The organism is Xanthobacter sp. SG618, assembly GCF_012932745.1.
In the GTDB taxonomy this organism is placed as follows: Bacteria; Pseudomonadota; Alphaproteobacteria; order Rhizobiales; family Xanthobacteraceae; genus Xanthobacter; species Xanthobacter flavus.
On the sequence record NZ_JABBHL010000006.1, the window covers coordinates 314,542 to 330,192 of the forward strand.

General features: G+C 68.9%; 14 protein-coding genes, 1 tRNA gene and 1 pseudogene. 4 read left to right on the top strand and 12 right to left on the bottom strand.

Annotated features, from left to right (window positions below):
- Nucleotides 1–240: 240 nt before the first annotated feature.
- Together FHT36_RS17775 and FHT36_RS17780 are read right to left on the bottom strand one after the other, a co-directional pair.
- Nucleotides 241–316: transfer RNA gene (locus tag FHT36_RS17775), tRNA-Glu, on the bottom strand.
- 44 nt (nt 317–360) lie between these two features.
- Nucleotides 361–1,059: a YggS family pyridoxal phosphate-dependent enzyme gene (locus FHT36_RS17780; protein ID WP_169123810.1), complete on the bottom strand. Its 699-nt coding sequence runs from the start codon at nt 1,057–1,059 to the stop codon at nt 361–363.
- 137 nt (nt 1,060–1,196) lie between these two features.
- Here FHT36_RS17780 and FHT36_RS17785 point away from each other — a divergent pair, with 137 nt between their 5' ends.
- Nucleotides 1,197–2,825 (top strand): diguanylate cyclase, encoded by a 1,629-nt coding sequence (locus FHT36_RS17785; protein ID WP_169123811.1) that lies wholly within the window; start codon nt 1,197–1,199, stop codon nt 2,823–2,825.
- Nucleotides 2,826–2,851: 26 nt separating this feature from the next.
- Here FHT36_RS17785 and FHT36_RS17790 read toward each other — a convergent pair whose 3' ends face one another.
- The 4 genes from FHT36_RS17790 to FHT36_RS17805 form a co-directional block, all read right to left on the bottom strand.
- Nucleotides 2,852–3,709 carry a C40 family peptidase gene (locus FHT36_RS17790; protein ID WP_169123812.1) on the bottom strand — a complete coding sequence of 286 codons (858 nt, stop codon included), beginning with the start codon at nt 3,707–3,709 and terminating at the stop codon, nt 2,852–2,854.
- 16 nt (nt 3,710–3,725) lie between these two features.
- Nucleotides 3,726–5,093 carry a M17 family metallopeptidase gene (locus tag FHT36_RS17795; RefSeq protein WP_169123813.1) on the bottom strand — a complete coding sequence of 456 codons (1,368 nt, stop codon included), beginning with the start codon at nt 5,091–5,093 and terminating at the stop codon, nt 3,726–3,728.
- A 136-nt stretch (nt 5,094–5,229) separates the two neighbouring features.
- Complete coding sequence (locus FHT36_RS17800) at nt 5,230–5,715, bottom strand: prepilin peptidase (protein ID WP_169123814.1); 486 nt, start codon at nt 5,713–5,715, stop codon at nt 5,230–5,232.
- Between the two features lie 13 nt (nt 5,716–5,728).
- Nucleotides 5,729–5,893: a Flp family type IVb pilin gene (locus tag FHT36_RS17805; RefSeq protein ID WP_081762738.1), complete on the bottom strand. Its 165-nt coding sequence runs from the start codon at nt 5,891–5,893 to the stop codon at nt 5,729–5,731.
- A gap of 251 nt (nt 5,894–6,144) precedes the next feature.
- On the opposite strand from FHT36_RS17805, the gene FHT36_RS17810 reads away from it, so the two are divergent.
- A complete protein-coding gene (locus FHT36_RS17810) occupies nt 6,145–7,101 on the top strand; it encodes a pirin family protein (protein ID WP_169123815.1) in 957 nt (318 codons plus the stop codon).
- A gap of 17 nt (nt 7,102–7,118) precedes the next feature.
- Here FHT36_RS17810 and FHT36_RS24215 read toward each other — a convergent pair whose 3' ends face one another.
- Nucleotides 7,119–7,508 carry a hypothetical protein gene (locus FHT36_RS24215; RefSeq protein ID WP_210257828.1) on the bottom strand — a complete coding sequence of 130 codons (390 nt, stop codon included), beginning with the start codon at nt 7,506–7,508 and terminating at the stop codon, nt 7,119–7,121.
- A 63-nt stretch (nt 7,509–7,571) separates the two neighbouring features.
- Nucleotides 7,572–10,775, bottom strand: coding sequence for a maltose alpha-D-glucosyltransferase (treS, locus tag FHT36_RS17820; RefSeq protein ID WP_169123816.1), 3,204 nt, complete (start codon nt 10,773–10,775; stop codon nt 7,572–7,574).
- A gap of 566 nt (nt 10,776–11,341) precedes the next feature.
- Here treS and FHT36_RS17825 point away from each other — a divergent pair.
- On the top strand, nt 11,342–11,584 hold the full coding sequence (locus FHT36_RS17825; protein ID WP_169123817.1) for a hypothetical protein: 243 nt from the start codon (nt 11,342–11,344) through the stop codon (nt 11,582–11,584).
- Nucleotides 11,585–11,641: 57 nt separating this feature from the next.
- Here the strand turns inward: FHT36_RS17825 and ppk2 are convergent, their stop codons facing one another.
- The 4 genes from ppk2 to FHT36_RS17845 all read right to left on the bottom strand — a co-directional run bounded on the left by ppk2 (nt 11,642) and on the right by FHT36_RS17845 (nt 14,199).
- Nucleotides 11,642–12,508, bottom strand: a complete 867-nt coding sequence (gene ppk2 / locus FHT36_RS17830) for a polyphosphate kinase 2 (RefSeq protein WP_169123818.1) — start codon at nt 12,506–12,508, stop codon at nt 11,642–11,644.
- Nucleotides 12,509–12,549: 41 nt separating this feature from the next.
- Nucleotides 12,550–13,032, bottom strand: coding sequence for a hypothetical protein (locus FHT36_RS17835; protein ID WP_169123819.1), 483 nt, complete (start codon nt 13,030–13,032; stop codon nt 12,550–12,552).
- A gap of 226 nt (nt 13,033–13,258) precedes the next feature.
- Nucleotides 13,259–13,498 (bottom strand): hypothetical protein, encoded by a 240-nt coding sequence (locus FHT36_RS17840; protein ID WP_169123820.1) that lies wholly within the window; start codon nt 13,496–13,498, stop codon nt 13,259–13,261.
- Between the two features lie 242 nt (nt 13,499–13,740).
- Nucleotides 13,741–14,199, bottom strand: coding sequence for an Lrp/AsnC family transcriptional regulator (locus FHT36_RS17845; protein ID WP_169123821.1), 459 nt, complete (start codon nt 14,197–14,199; stop codon nt 13,741–13,743).
- 140 nt (nt 14,200–14,339) lie between these two features.
- On the opposite strand from FHT36_RS17845, the pseudogene FHT36_RS17850 reads away from it, so the two are divergent.
- Nucleotides 14,340–15,629, top strand: a pseudogene (locus FHT36_RS17850) (D-amino acid dehydrogenase); the annotation flags it as partial.
- Between the last annotated feature and the right edge of the window lie 22 nt (nt 15,630–15,651).

Consider the following 15,651-nt stretch of genomic DNA (forward strand, 5'->3'; position numbering starts at 1 on the left):
GCATGGTTGGCGGTTTCCGCAGGCTTCGGTTCAGAGCTTCAGTTGGCGGAGCGGTCTGGTCGGCGGGGAAATGAAACTCTTCCGCTTGCCGGCCGCGTTGATCAACGAGGGTGGGACGACCCTCCGATACCGGAAAGCGCCGTGGCGAGTGGGCTGCAATCAGGCAAGCCGCGGGATCTTCCCATAAACTTACCCTCGAGTGTGTATCACCGTGGGTAAGTCATTGAAATATGGGAAAAATGGCGCTCCCAAGGGGACTCGAACCCCTGTTTTCGCCGTGAGAGGGCGACGTCCTAGACCGCTAGACGATGGGAGCATCTCGCGAGGAGGAGGGCTCTATAGCGGCGAATGCGGGGGACTTCAAGCCTCCTTCGGGCTCGGGCGGTGGCCGAAGATGGCGCTGCCGATGCGCACGTGGGTGGCGCCCTGGCGGATGGCGGCGGAAAAGTCGGCGCTCATGCCCATGGAAAGGCCCGAAAGGCCATTGCGGGCGGCGATTTCAGCGAGCAAGGCGAAGTGCGGATCGGGCACGTCCTCGGCCGGTGGAATGCACATGAGGCCGGCGATCTCCAGCCTGTGGATATCCCGGCACTGGGCGATGAAGGCGTCGGCCTCCTCGGGCAGCACGCCCGCCTTCTGCGGTTCGGCGCCGGTGTTGATCTGCACGAAGAGCCGCGGCCGGCGCTCCTGGCGGGCCATCTCCTCGGCCAAGGCGGCGGCGATCTTCGGCCGGTCGACCGTGTGGATCACGTCGAACAGGGCCACCGCCTCCCGCGCCTTGTTGGACTGGAGCGGGCCGATCAGGTGAAGCTCCGCATCGGGGTAGCGCTCCCTGAGGCTGGGCCATTTGTCGCGTGCCTCCTGCACCCGGTTCTCGCCGAACACCCTCTGGCCGGCCTGGAGCACGGGAAGGATGTCCTCGGCCGGGAAAGTCTTGGAAACGGCGACCAGCGTCACCTCATCGGTCGAACGGCCGGATTCCGCGCAGCTTTCGGCGATGTCGTGCCGCACAGCCGCCAGCTGTGCCGCACTTCCGGGCGCCATTCCGCCGTCGTTCATGCTGCTGCTCCCGCCTTTGCCCGGGCTCTGCGCCCGCCGACGAGGACATGAACCGATCTCCCTTTCCAATCAAGAAGCAGGTAGAAGGAGGATGCGGCTCGGCTGAAGCTCACGAGCGGCAGGGGGGGCTGGCCGGGATGGTCGAGCGTAACGGGGGAGACGGCGCGGCCGCGCCCGGGCGGCGTTCGAGCCTGCGCCTGCGCGTCCTGTTCCTGGTCTGCCTCGTGGCCGTGCCCCTGTCGGTGGAACGGATGCTTGCGCTCGTGGCCGAGCGGCAGGAGCAGGTCTCCGCCCTCGAAGAGGATGTGCGCAACTTCGCCCGCAGCGCCAAGCTCGCCCAGATGGAAGGCATCTCGCGGTCATTGACCGCGCTCGACGTGCTCTCCCGCATGGCGGACCGCCTGCTGGAGGATCCCGCTGCCTGTAATCGTCAGTTGTCCCGGCTCGCCGATGAGGTGGCCGGCATCCAGGGCGCCTTCATTGCGGATGCGGCGGGACTGGTCCGATGTGCCCACGCGCCCCTCGCGCTCGGCGTGAACATTTCCGAGCGGGATTATTTCCGCGATGCCGCCGCGACCGATGGTGTGGTGATGACCGAGATGTTCGTCTCGCGGGTCAGCGGGCGTAACTCGGTGTTCCTGCTGCGGGCGGAACACGGCCCCGGACGCGCGCTACTCGCCGTGGCCGGCGTGGTGGTGGATCTGCAATGGCTGTCGCGCATCGCGGCCGGCACCGCCGTGGAACTCGGTGTGGTGGTGGATCTCATCGGCGACAACGGCACGGTGCTGGTGCGCTATCCCACGATGCCGGAGATCGTGGAGCACAGGTTTCCCGATCACCCGCTCACACGCGCGGTGGCGGCGGAAGAGTCCGGCATCGTCCGCGTGCCGGGCTATGACGGCAAGGAGCGCATCTTCGCGTTCGAGGGCTTCGGCCACCTGCCCATTAGCATCGCCGTGGGCATCGAGACCGCCAAGGCGGTCGGCCCCATCGACAGCAAGGTGCGCTCGACGGCGCTGGCCTATTTCATCGCGCTGGCCTGCTTCCTGCTGCTCGCCTGGGTTGCCGAGGAGCGGATCGTGATCGCGCCCATCGCCCGCCTCACACGGGCGGTGGCGGCGGTGGGGCGTGGCGAGGCGGACCATGTGAACGACATGGGAGTCGCGGAATTCTCGCCACTCGTCAACGCCTTCAACGAGATGGCGCGGCGCCTCTCCCAGCGCAACAACGAGCTGCGGACCATGAACGGGCGCCTCGCCTCGCTGGCGCGGACCGATGGGCTCACCGGCCTCGCCAACCGCCGGACCTTTGACGTGCAGTTCTCGCAGGACTGGGTGCGGGCGCGTGGCGAGGGGGTGCCGCTCACGCTGGTGATGCTGGACGTCGACCACTTCAAGGCCTTCAACGACACACGCGGCCACCTCCAGGGCGACGAGGCGCTGAGGGCGGTCGCGCGGATGCTGTCGGCAGCGGCGGCCGGCACCTCCAACCTTGTGGCGCGCTATGGCGGCGAGGAATTCGTGGTGCTCATGTCGGGCGCCGACGTTGGCGCTGGCGTCGCCTTCGCGGAGGACGTGCGGCGCCTTCTCGCCGAAATCGCCCTCGAGCATCCCGCCGCGCCGCGCCGTCGGGTGACGGCGAGCTTCGGTGTCGCCTCGGTGGTGCCGACGGCGGAGGGCAGCCCGGACGCCCTCATCGCCGCGGCCGATGCCGCGCTTTACGAGGCGAAGCGCGCCGGCCGCGACCGGGTGATCGCCCACAGCTGACGCGCGGATGGCGGACGCGGGAACCTTCAGCCCGGCCGGCGGATTGTCCTGAGGTCGAGCCCCGCGGCCTTGATGCGCTCCAGCGCACCGGCGAGCGGCTCGCGCGCTACCGCCATGTGGAAGGCGTTGGCATGGAGCAGCGTCTCGCCATCCTCGGCGATGCCCACGTGGCCCGGCCAGAACAGGAGATCCCCGCGCTTGACGGGCGCATCGAGCGGGATCGCGGTGCCGATGGCCTTCTCCTGCATGTCGCTGTCGCGCGGCGCCCGGACACCGGTGGCGGCGAGGGCGGTCTGCACCAGTCCCGAGCAGTCGACGCCGAGGCTGGAGCGCCCGCCCCACAGATAGGGCACGCCGAGGAAGCGGGCGGCGACGGCGACGAAATCGCCCTCGCGCTCGTCCGCGGGCACCACATGGACGGCCGGCAGGCAGCCGTCCGTCGTCAGGGCGAAGCCGCCCGAGATGGAGCGCACCACCACGCGGCTGCCGAACACCAGCGCGTCGCGGGGCGGCAGCTTGATGTCTGGCCCGGGGAACAGGAAGGTCCGCAGCGCGGAGACCTTGTGGGCGGGCGCCGAACCCTCCGGGGCGAGGGCCTCGGCGGGCATGTAGCCCACGTAATTGTCCGCCTCCAGCTGCACCCAGGCCCAGCCTTCCGCATCTTCCTCGAACAGGCGCACCCGCTCGCCGAACAGTGCCTCGGTTTCAAGCGGGGCGTCGCTGGAAGGGCGGCGGCGCAGGGGGGCGACGGGCACGGCCACGCGCCGCATCTCGCCGTCCACGAAGCGGGGCACGTCCACCAGCCCCTTGAGGCTCGTGGCGGCGAGGTCGGCGCGGGCTGGGGTCAGCCGGGCATCGAGGCCCGGGGGCAAGGAGAAGGCCATGTCTCAGCCCCTCTCCTCAGCCGAACCGCTCGGCGATGAGCGCGTCCAGCGCGCGGATGGTCTGCGCCTCGCCGCCCTCGGGCCGGCCCGGCCGGCTGCTGGGGTTCCAGGCGAACAGGTCGAGGTGGAGATAAGAGCGGGCCTGCTCGACGAACTTGGCGAGGAACAGGGCTGCGGTGATAGCGCCGGCAAAGCCGCCGGACGAGACGTTGTTGATGTCCGCCACCTTCGAATCGAGCATGCCCGCATAGGGCGCCCACAGGGGCAGGCGCCACAGCGGGTCCGCCTCCACCATGGCGTGGCGGGAAAGGTCGGCAGCGAAGTCCTCGTCGTCGGTGAAGGCGGCCGGCAGCTGCGGGCCGAGGGCGACGCGAGCGGCGCCGGTGAGGGTGGCGAAATCGATCACGATGTCCGGCGCCTCCTCATCCGCGAGGGCGAGGGCATCGGCCAGCACCAACCGCCCTTCCGCGTCGGTATTGCCGATCTCCACCGAAATGCCCTTGCGGCTGCGCAGCACGTCGCCGGGGCGGAAGGCGGCGCCGGAGACGGAGTTCTCCACCGCCGGGATCAGCACGCGCAGGTTCACCTTGGCGCCGCGCGAGAGCAGCATATGGGCAAGGCCCAGGGCATTGGCGGCGCCGCCCATGTCCTTTTTCATCAGCAGCATGGCCGACGAGGGCTTCAGATCGAGGCCGCCGGTGTCGAAGCATACGCCCTTGCCCACCAGCGTCACCTTCGGGTGGCTGGGATCGCCGGCGCGGATCTCGATGAGGCGTGGGGCGCGGGCGGCGGCAAGGCCCACGGCATGGATCAAGGGGAAGTTCTGCGCCAGCAGCGCGTCACCCACGATGGAGCGGAAACGCGCACCATGGCGGGCGGCAAGGCTGCGGGCCGCATCCTCCAGCTCGGCCGGGCCGAGGTCATTGGCCGGGGTGTTGACGAGATCGCGCGTGAGCGTCACCGCCTCCACCGTGTGGCGGAGCTGGGCGGCGTCCACCCCTTCCGGCACGACGAGCTGCACCTTGGGGGCCTTGGCGCTGCGGTAGGTCGAGAAACGGTAGGTTCCCAGCGCGAAGGCGAGGGCGGCGAGGCGGGGGCTCGGCACCTCGCCCTCCAGCCGCCAGGTGCCCTCAGGGAGCAGGCCGGGCAGGGCGCCGGTGGCGAAGGCATCGGCCTTGGGCGCGGGCGCGATGCCGAACAGGGCACCGGCCAGCCCGCCGTCGGCGTTCGGGAGCAGCAGCAGCTTGCCGGCAGCGCCGGAGAAGCCGGCCGCCTCGGCGAAACGGCGCGCGGCCTCGGGAATGGGAGCTGAGGCTAACGTGTCCTTCGTGACGCACCAGACGGGCAGGCTGACGGCGGACGACGGGGCAAAGCAATCGATCATCAACGGAACTCCTCGCGCCGCGCCGGGGGGACAGGCAATGGTTCCGCCATCCGGCGCCGCGCAGACGGCGCATGGTGGTCCGCGCCGCGATCGCCCGCAAGATACCCCGCCGCGCCGCCGCCCAAGGCGGAGCCGGTCAGGGATGCAGCAGGCTGGACAGGGGATGGATGAGGAGGCCGGCGCCCGCCAGCGCCACGCCATAGGGCAGGCTGGTGCGGTGCCGGTCGGGCAGTTCTGCGCCGGCCGGGCCCGCGAGGCGATGGCGCGCGGCGGCGGCGATGCCGAGCAGGGCGCCGATGGTTCCGGTGGCGAGCACGAACAGGGGCAGGTGCAGCGGGTCCACCCACAGCACGATGGCGCCGGCCAGCTTGGCATCGCCCGCGCCGATGATGTCCTCCGCGAACAGGGAGAAGCCGAGCGCCGTGACGGCGCCGGCGGCGGCGAGACGGAAGGGCAGATCGGGGACCGGCATGAGTTGGGTGACCGCCACGAAGGCGACGATCAGGCAGACGACCACGGCATTGGGGATGATCCGGCGGGCGAGGTCCGCGCCGATCGACGCGCACAACAGTGCCGGATAGAGGCCGAGCAGCAGAAGCTCGGCGATCCTGATGTGACCCATCCCCATCGTGCGGTCAGTTCCCGGCGGCGGCCGAGGAGGCCTGAAGCCGGGCGAAGGTGGAGGCGATCTGCACCAGCACCGTGACGATGGCGATGGAGAGGCCGGCGGCGATGAGGCCGTATTCGAGGGCGGTGGAGCCGTCCTCTTCCTTGATGAAGCGCGAGAACAGAAGCTTCATGGCTCAGATCCGGTCAAAGGCGGCGCGTGACCGCCGCAACGGCGGGCCGCAACTTGGATGCCGCGGCGGGGATGCCGTGGCAGAGCCGACGCTAGGGCGGGCCCCTTGCGGGGAAGTAAAAAACGGCGGCCGGGGACGCCCGTGGCGGGTGCTGGCTGCTTGAAAGGTTAACGGTTCCGCTCGCGCGCCTTTGACGCGGGGGTGCCGGATCGCCCTTTGACGGCGGCGCCGGAGGCCGGCAAGCTCCCGCCATGAGCTTCTCCCCGTCCCCCGATCCCGTCCCCGGCGATGCCGCGAGTTGCGCAGCCGTCGAGACCGTCATCGTCCCCCGCGCCCACGACATCGGCGGCATGGAGGTGGCCCGCGTGCTGCCCTCCGTCCAGGGCCAGATGATCGGCCCCTTCATCTTCTTTGACCGGATGGGGCCGGTGCGATTCACGGCAGCGCAGGCGCAGGACGTGCGCCCGCACCCGCACATCGGCCTCGCCACCGTGACCTATCTGTTCGAAGGCAGCATGATCCACCGCGACAGCCTCGGCTCCGAGCGGGTGATCGAGCCGGGCGCCGTGAATTTGATGACCGCCGGGCGCGGTATCGTCCATTCGGAGCGGCACGACGCTGCGGTGAAGGCGCGCGGCGGTCCGCTGTTCGGCATCCAGAGCTGGATCGCGCTACCGAAGGCGCTGGAGGAGACCAACCCGGACTTCCTTCATGCGGACAGCGAGGCGCTGCCGGTGGTGGCGGATGGCGGGGTGCGGGCGCGGGTGATTTTGGGCAGCGCCTTCGGGGCGACCTCGCCCGTCGCGCTCGCCTCGCCGGCGACCTATGTGGAAATCCAGCTGGCTGCGGGCGCGCATGTGCCAGTTGATCCCACCCACGAGGACCGTGCGCTGTTCACGCTGGAGGGCGAGGTGGAGGTGGACGGCACCGCCTTTCCACCCGGCCAGATGCTGGTGATCCGGCGCGGCGTCGCCACCTCCGTCCGGGCACGGACCCCCGCGCGGCTGATGCTGGTGGGTGGCGAGCCGCTGGAGGGGCCGCGCTACATCTGGTGGAATTTCGTGTCGTCGAGCCTCGATCGGCTCGAGGCGGCCAAGGCGGCATGGCGGGAGGGGCGGTTCGACCTCATCCCCATGGACCACAATGAATTCATCCCCGCCCCCGAGGACGGCACCGGCCGCCCCCGTCCCCAGAGCCCGCGGGGCTGACCGGCCGGGCTACACGCCTACTTCTTGCCCGGTTGCAAAAGAGTCGGCGTGTCGCTGGCGGCAAAGGTCTCCTCCAGCGCCGCGTCGAGCCGCTCGGAGATGTGGCTCTTTTGCCGCGCGCTCTCGTCCGGGGCGTCCGCCGCCGCCGCCGGATCGCCCTCGGGCTTCGACGCGCGGGTGAGTGAGGGCGGGTCGCTGGCAGGAAAGGAATCCTCCAGTGCCTCGTCCAGCTCGTCGGAGACGCGCTCCTTTTCGCGCGCGGCCGCATCCCGCGGCTCGCCGTCCGCCTTCGGGGCGCGGGTGACGGACGGGGGATCGCTGGCGGGGAAGGACTCCTCCAGCGCCTCGTCCAGGCGCTGGTCGAGCGTAGCGGTGCGGGGGGCCGCGGTGGAGGCAGTGGGGTTCATGATATGGATCTCCTCTGCACCATCAACGAACGGCAGAGCCGCCCGTTCCCCATCGGCATCCGCTCACGCATCAAGCGGCGCCTCCTGCCGCGCGAGCCGGGCGGCGACACGCTCCAGACCGGCGGCGATTTCCCGGCGCTCGCCGGGGCGCAGGTCCTTTCCTGCTTGTAGGCGGCGTGCGAGCGCGCCCATGAGGAAGAGATCGAGCAACGGCCGGCCTCGGCCGCCGTCCGGCGCCCCCTCCGCATAGGCGGCGAGCACCGCGCGCTCGGCGCGGGAGCGGAACGCGGAGAGCAGCTCCGCCCGCAGTTCCGACGCATCGCGGGCGACGCCAGCCTCGCCGGCTGTGATGCGCGCCAGGGTGTGCTCCAAGGAGGCGAGCAACTCGGCGACATCGCGCCATCCGTTTGCCCGCTCGCCCTGGGCGCCGGTGATGACCGCATCGCTGCCGGACACCAGCAGATGGTCGAGGTCGAAACGGCCATGGGTGCGGATCACCGGCACGTCCGCGCCGGCGAGCAGGCCGGCGATGCGCTCCCGCATTTGTGCCCCGAGCCAATCCCCATCGACGCCGACAAGCGCATCCGGCGCCGCCCGCACGGCGTCCATAGCCTCGCGAAGCCAGCCGTCGATCTCCTCGGCGGTGGCAACGCCCGGCGCGAAGGCTGGATCGGAGGAGGGGGCCGACAGCACGGCGTGGAATTCCGCAAGACGCCGGGCGCTGCCCCGGAGCAGCCGGAGCACGCCGGCCACCTCTTCCTCGAAATGCTGGTGGCCGTCTTCCGGCACGGCTGCGGCATCCAGCGCACGCTGCACCTGCGCCATGGTCCAGCTGGCAGCATTGCCCTGGTTGCGCACGAAGCCATAGGCGAGCGCCACCTGAGCCGATCCGCCTTCCGGCCGGGTGCGGGTGATGGCGCCGATCAGCGGCGGTGTGTGGGGGAAGTCGAGGGCGGTGAGGTGGCGCGCCATCTCCATCTCGCCGGTGCGGCCGAATTCCATATGGCGGAACAGCTTCACCGCCACCTTGTCGGTGACGACGAGGCTCGCCGCCGGCTCGTCCGCGTCGGCGAGTTCGCATAGCGCGCCGCGCTCCACGTCCATCCCGGCGAGCCGGTCGGTGGGGGAGAAGACGAGCGCGCCGCCATCGGGCAGGGGCACGGGCTCGGCCTGCCGCAGCGCGCGCAGCACGCCGGCCGGAAGCCCGTCCAGCACCATGGCATCGGTGAGGAAGCCGACGCGCCGGCCCTGCCGCACGCGGGTGAGGGCCAGCTGCTCGGCGATGGCGGGCGGATGCTGGTCCTCCCACGCCACGCAGAAGGACATGAGGAAGCGCTCGGTGCGCCCCGCGAGATCGGCCTCGATCTCCGCCATGGCCACCTCCCGCTCGGTGCCCGGCAGGCGCATGACCCAGCCGATGCGCACCGCGCCGATATCCTTGGCCGTGCCGGGAAACCAGCGCCGCCGCGCCAGATATTGCGGCAGCGCCTCGGTCTCGATCACCGCGCGATGGGCGTCGGAGAGGGCGCCCATCAGTCCGTCGCGGACCACGAGGGTGGCGAATTCCGGCAGCATCTCCGGCGCCGGATCGCGCCAGGCGGGCTCGGCCGCCGTGGTGGAGAGGCGGAACGCATAGAAGCCGTAGGGCGGCAGAGTGAGCACGAGGGGCGTACGGTCCAGTGCCGGCAGGCTGGTGCCACTCACGAGGTCCACCGGCACCCGCCGCTCGAATTCGGCAAGGTCCAGCTCCACCCCCTGCAATGTGTGGGCGAGGTTGGCGACGCACAGCACCGCCTCGCCTTCAAATTCGCGCAGATAGGCGAGGATGCGCCGGTTGCGCGGGAACACCAGGCGGAAGGTGCCGCGCCCGAACGCCGGCTGCTCCTTGCGCACGGCGAGGAAGCGGCGCGTCCAGTTCAGCATGGAATGGGCGTCGCGCATCTGCGCTTCCACATTCACCGCCGGGAAACCGTAGAGCGGATCCTGGATCACCGGCAGCACCAGCTTTTCCGGATCGGCCTTGGAGAAGCCGCCGTTGCGGTCGGGCGACCACTGCATGGGCGTGCGCACGCCGTCGCGGTCGCCGAGATGGATGTTGTCGCCCATGCCGATCTCGTCGCCGTAATAGATGACGGGCGTTCCGGGCAAGGTGAGCAGCAACGAGTTCATCAGCTCGATGCGCCGCCGGTCCCGCTCCAGCAAAGGCGCGAGGCGGCGGCGGATGCCGAGATTGATCCGGGCGCGCCGGTCGGAAGCATAGATGCTCCACAGATAGTCCCGCTCGGAGTCGGTGACGGTCTCCAGCGTCAGCTCGTCGTGGTTGCGCAGGAAGATGGCCCATTGGCAGGTCGGCGGGATTTCCGGTGTCTGGCGCAGGATGTCGGTGACCGGGAAGCGGTCCTCCTTGGCGATGGCCATGTACATGCGCGGCATCAGCGGGAAGTGGAACGCCATGTGGCATTCATCGGCGTTCGGGCCGAAATATTGCTGGGTGTCCTCCGGCCAGAGATTGGCCTCGGCGAGCAGCATCCGGCCCTTGTAGTGCGCGTCCAGGTGGGCGCGGATCTTCTTCAGGATGGCGTGGGTCTCGGGCAGGTTGGCGCAGTCGGTGCCCTCGCGCTCCACGAGATAGGGCACGGCGTCGAGCCGCAGCCCGTCCACGCCCATGTCCAGCCAGAAGCGCATGACGGAGAGGACGCGCTCCAGCACCTCCGGATTGTCGAAGTTGAGGTCCGGCTGGTGGGCATAGAAGCGGTGCCAGTAGAACTGGCCGGCCACCTCATCCCAGCTCCAGTTGGATTTTTCCACGTCGCAGAAGACGATGGGCACGCCCGGATAGCCCTTGTCGTCATCGGCCCAGACATAGAGGTTGCGCTCGGGGCTGCCCCTCGGGGCGTGCCGCGCTGCCTGGAACCAGGGGTGCTGGTCGGACGTGTGGTTGATGACCAGCTCGGTGATGACGCGCAGCCCGCGCGCATGGGCCTCGGCAATGAAGCGCCGTGCCTCGTCCATGGTGCCGTAATCCGGCGACACACCCTCATAGAGCGCAATGTCATAGCCGTCGTCGCGCCGCGGCGAGGGATAGAAGGGCAGGAGCCACACGGCGGTCGCGCCGAGGTCGGCGATATAATCTAGCTTGGAGATCAGACCGCGGAAGTCGCCGATGCCGTCGTCATTGGCGTCGAAGAACGACTTCACATGCAGCTGGTAGACGATGGCGTCCTTGTACCACAGGGGGTTGTCGCCGGCGGTGACGGGCTCAGGCATGGCCGAGGCTCCCGGTTCCGGAGGACTTTGGGCCGCGCAGGGCGGCCGGGGCGGACGAGGTCGGGGCGGGGCAGAAAGGCACGGTGCTCCCTTGAACCGTCGTGGAGGGACAGGCGGCGCGACCCGGCCGGCGCATCGCATCTGCGGCGGACGCACCGGGCGAGTGGCCACGCTTGCCTAACGCGGCTGGAGCGTGGCGGTTCCGGTCTGTCAGGGAGAGTTCAGGGGAGAATTGGGGCAGCCGGACGGCATGCGGGGGAATGCCGTCCGGCTGGCGCGTCAGTTTGCCGTGGCAATATCGGCGCCCGACCTGTTTCGCGCGGATGGGCGGCACCGGCATCCCGAAAATGAAGGATGGCGAGCGAGAATTTTTTTAAAAGAAGATGGAACCTTTGTTCCCCAAGCGCGTTTCGACGGTCGTGTGGGCTCAGAAGAGCCTGCCCCGCTCCGGTCATGCGTCGCGCGTTTTCCGCTCTCCCCAATATGCGGGAGGCGCGAAACGCCGTTGGCCGGCAGAACCTGACGCGAAGCCCCTGAAGCCCCACAGCCGACACGGAGGACCGCCCATGTTCGATGCCGCCCGCCACCCGCTCAAGATCTGCATCGATGGTTCCTGCATCGTCCTGCGTTCGCTGGACGACGCCATCGGTTTCGTGCGCTCCCATCCTGTGGGAGAGCATGCCGAGATGCTGGTGGACCAGATGGAGGCCGCCCGCCTGCCCGAGCTTCAGCGCCGGGCCTGGGTGGCGTTCGAGACCTTCGCCGACGCCATGCGCCTGTCTCCGGACGCGCAGCGCCGGATGATGTGATCGGATGGTGCGCGGCCGCACGCCCCTGCGGCCGCGGCTTTCGCCGCTGCTGGCGGCTCAGAACCGCTCCGGCACGCGGTGGCGGGCATAGTCCGCCTCCACGTAGGTCGGGTCCTTCTGGCGCTTGGGCAGCTTGACCTTCTCCCGCGGCACGTCCTCGTAGGGAATGCGGGAGAGGAGGTGGGAGATGATGTTGAGTCGCGCCCGCTTCTTGTCGTCGGAGAAGGCCACGAACCACGGCGCCCACATGGTGTCGGAGGCCTCGAACATGGCGTCCCGGGCGCGCGAATAATCGAACCAGCGCGCGTAGGATTCCAGATCCATCGGCGAGAGCTTCCAGATCTTGCGCGGATCGTCGATGCGGCTCTCCATCCGCCGGGTCTGCTCCTCCTCGGATACTTCGAGCCAGTATTTCAGGAGCAGCACGCCTGATTCGACGATGGACTGCTCCACGTAGGGCACGCTTTCCAGAAACTTCTTGGACTGGTCCTCGGTGCAGAAGCCCATCACCCGGTCGACGCCCGCCCGGTTGTACCAGGAGCGATCGAAGATGGTGATCTCGCCGCCCGCCGGCAGGTGCGGCACGTAGCGCTGGATGAACATCTGCGATTTCTCGCGGTCCGTGGGCGGTGGAAGGGCCACCACGCGGAAGATGCGCGGGCTCACCCGCTCCAGGATGGCCTTGATGACGCCGCCCTTGCCGGCGCCGTCGCGGCCCTCGAAGACGATGCAGATCTTCGCGCCCGTGTGCTTCACCCAGAGCTGGAGCTTGACCAGCTCGGCATGCAGGTGCTTCAACTCCGCCTCATACTCCTTGCGTGAGAGTGGGGCGGGGGGGCTGGCGGCCTCATGGCCGAAGGCGACCGCGGCGATCGCCCCCTTTTGATCGTTCTTCTTGTGCTTTTTCTTCTGCTTGTGCGCCATTGCGGCGTCCTCCCTTGAAACCGCGCCGATAGGACGGCGGGTCAGGCCCAGCTCAGGAAGAAGCCCACGTCGCCCGGCATCCCGTTCGGCCAGTCGACGATCATGGCCTTGAGCTTGTAGTGCCCCTGCCGGAGGTAATCCCGCCACAGCTCGTAGGCCTGGCGCGGGCGGCCGGTGAGCGTATCGGGCCAGCCTTCCTCCGCATTGTTGATGGCGCGGCCCTTGTCGGTGCACAGCACGTTGGGGAAGCGCATGACCATGATCTCCGTCTCGCCACGCTGAGCGGCAAGGCGCATCTTGGTCAGGAGGCTCTGCGAGATCTCGTGCAGCGTATCGGGCGTGAGGTCCAGGGGCTGGGAGAGCGTCTTGATCAGCTCCTCGCGGGCCCTGTCGGCCACGTCCATGGCCGAGATTTCCTTGGACAGCTTGGCCTTCTCGATCTCCATCATGTACGAGCGCAGGTCATCCGCGCTCATGAAGCTCTCGTCGCCCAGCGTCGTATTCTGCTGTGCTGCCTGGGACATGGGTCGCCTCCGTTGGGAACTGCCGTCTTCGCGCAGTTTCTCCACGAGCCAAGCGGCGTCGTTGTCCGATATCAACTCTTTCCGGCTGAGCTTGCGTTCACAGCTTGCGGAGCGCGGACGGTGGCGCGCCCGGCAAACAAAAAGGCCGGCGCCGGAGAGCTGGCGCCGGCCTCTCGTTTCGACCCGGAGGTCGAACCTGGAGGATGCAGTGTTTGAAAGGGCGCGCTCAGAGCGTCGCGAAGACGGAAGCCGGGATGCGGAAGAAGCCGCGGCCGTTGGCGAAGGTCCGATAATAGGACGAGGCGTTGGCATAGAGATGCTCGAACCAAGCCTTGCCGCTCTGGCCTTCGGGCAGGCGGTCGATGGTGAAGATGTCGGCATTGGGCGCGAAACGGACGTGGATCAACACGTCGTCGGTGGCGGACACTTCGGCGGCGGGGACGATGGGCTGGGCAAGGGCGTTCATCACATGGTCTCCTCTGGAAGGGATCAAGAAAATCGCTGCAGGCACCTTCCCGAAGGCCTGTCCTGAAACGCCGGACATGCCCCGATGCCGCTGCCGGAGGAACCGCCGGGCTGCGTCCCGCAACCCGGCCGGCCCCGGAAAGCCCCCGCAATCCCGAAACGCTAAGCGGGCCCCGGCGCTCATTCCTTGATCACGATCAAATTGTGTGCGCCGGTACCGAAAGACCGGTTGTCGCAGCCTGTTCAGGCGGTCGTGCGGCGGCTGACGACGGTGCGGATGGCAAAGGAGGACTGGATGCGCGCCACCCCCGGCAGGCGCGACAGCACCTCCTTGTGCAGGCGCTCGTAATCGCCCGCATTCTTCACCTCGATCTTGAGCAGATAGTCGGCGAGGCCGGTCATCAGGTGGCAGTCGGTGATCTCCGGGCAGCGACAGACGGCGGCCTCGAAGCGATTGAGGAATTCCTCGGTCTGCCGGTCGAGGGTGATCTGGGTGAACACCACCAGCCGGTCCTCCGGCGCCCCTTCGTGGATGATGGCCACATAGCCGCGGATGACGCCGCTGCGCTCCAGCAGCCGCACACGACGCAGGCACGCGGAGGGCGAGAGGCCGACCTGCGCGGCGAGATCGGCATTGGAGATGCGGCCGTCGCCCCTGAGGATGCGGACGATATGGGCGTCGAACTCGTCAAGCGCAGCCATTGGCAGATCCTGCGGACATTTCGCAGAAACTATCAAATTTCCCGCCGGCGTGGGCACGAAATTTGCTCCTTCGGCGGCAAATGCGTCGTCATCCGGCGTAGAATTGTCGTCAACCATCCGGCCGGGGCAGTGAGGCCTTCGGCCGGCGGCGTGGGGTGCAGGCCATGCGCATTCTGATTCTCGGCAGCGGCGTCGTCGGCACGACGGCCGCCTATTATCTCTCCAAGGCCGGACACGAGGTGACGGTGCTCGACCGCCAGCCGGCGGCCGGCATGGAGACCTCCTTCGCCAATGCGGGGCAGGTCTCGCCGGGCTATTCCTCGCCCTGGGCCGGGCCGGGCATTCCGGTGAAGGCCGTCAAGTGGCTGCTCATGCACCATCGCCCGCTGGTGGTGTGGCCGAGCCTTGATCCCAAGCTCTATTTCTGGCTGGCGCGGATGCTCGCCAACTGCACCGAGGCTGCCTATCGCCGCAACAAGGCGCGCATGGTGCGCCTCGCCGAATTCAGCCGGGATGCGCTGGACGAACTGCGCAAGGAAACCGGCATCACCTATGACGAGCGGACCCTCGGGACGCTCCAGCTGTTCCGCACCCAGAAGCAGCTCGACCACGTGCACACCGACACCGACGTGCTGGATGTCCACGGCGTCCCCTATGATTTGCTCGATCCCGCAGGCTGCATCCGCGCCGAGCCGGCTCTGGCGCGCGTCCGCGGCAAGTTCGTGGGCGGCCTGAGGCTGCCGGGGGACGAGACGGGCGACGCCCACATCTTCACCCAGCGCCTCGCCGAGATCTGCGCGCGCCAGGGCGTCACCTTCCGCTATGGCGTCACCGTCGATGCGCTGCGGCAGGACGGCGGGCGCATCACCGGCGTCGCCCTCTCGGGCGGCGAGGTGCTGACCGCAGATGCCTATGTGGCCGCCATGGGCAGCTACACGCCGGCCTTGCTTGCGCCGCTGGGCATCCGCCTACCGGTCTATCCGGTGAAGGGCTATTCCATAACCCTGCCCATCGTGGACCCGGACGCGGCGCCGCGCTCGACGGTGATGGACGAGACCTACAAGGTGGCCATCACTCGCCTCGGTGATCGCATCCGCGTGGGCGGCACGGCGGAACTCGCCGGCTTCGACCTCACATTGCGCGAGCCGCGCCGGGCGACTTTGGCCTATTCGGTGGGGGATCTCTTCCCGGCCGGCGGCGACATCGAGAAGGCGAGCTTCTGGACGGGCCTGCGTCCCATGACGCCGGACGGCACGCCCATCGTCGGCGCCACGCGCTTCGCCAATCTCTACACCAACACCGGCCACGGCACGCTGGGCTGGACCATGGCCTGCGGCTCGGGCCGTGTGCTCGCCGACATCATCGGCGGCCGTAGCCCCGAGATCGACACGTCCGACCTCTCCGTCGCCCGCTACGCCGAGGCCGCCTGACGCGGACGCGCCAGGAAGGCAC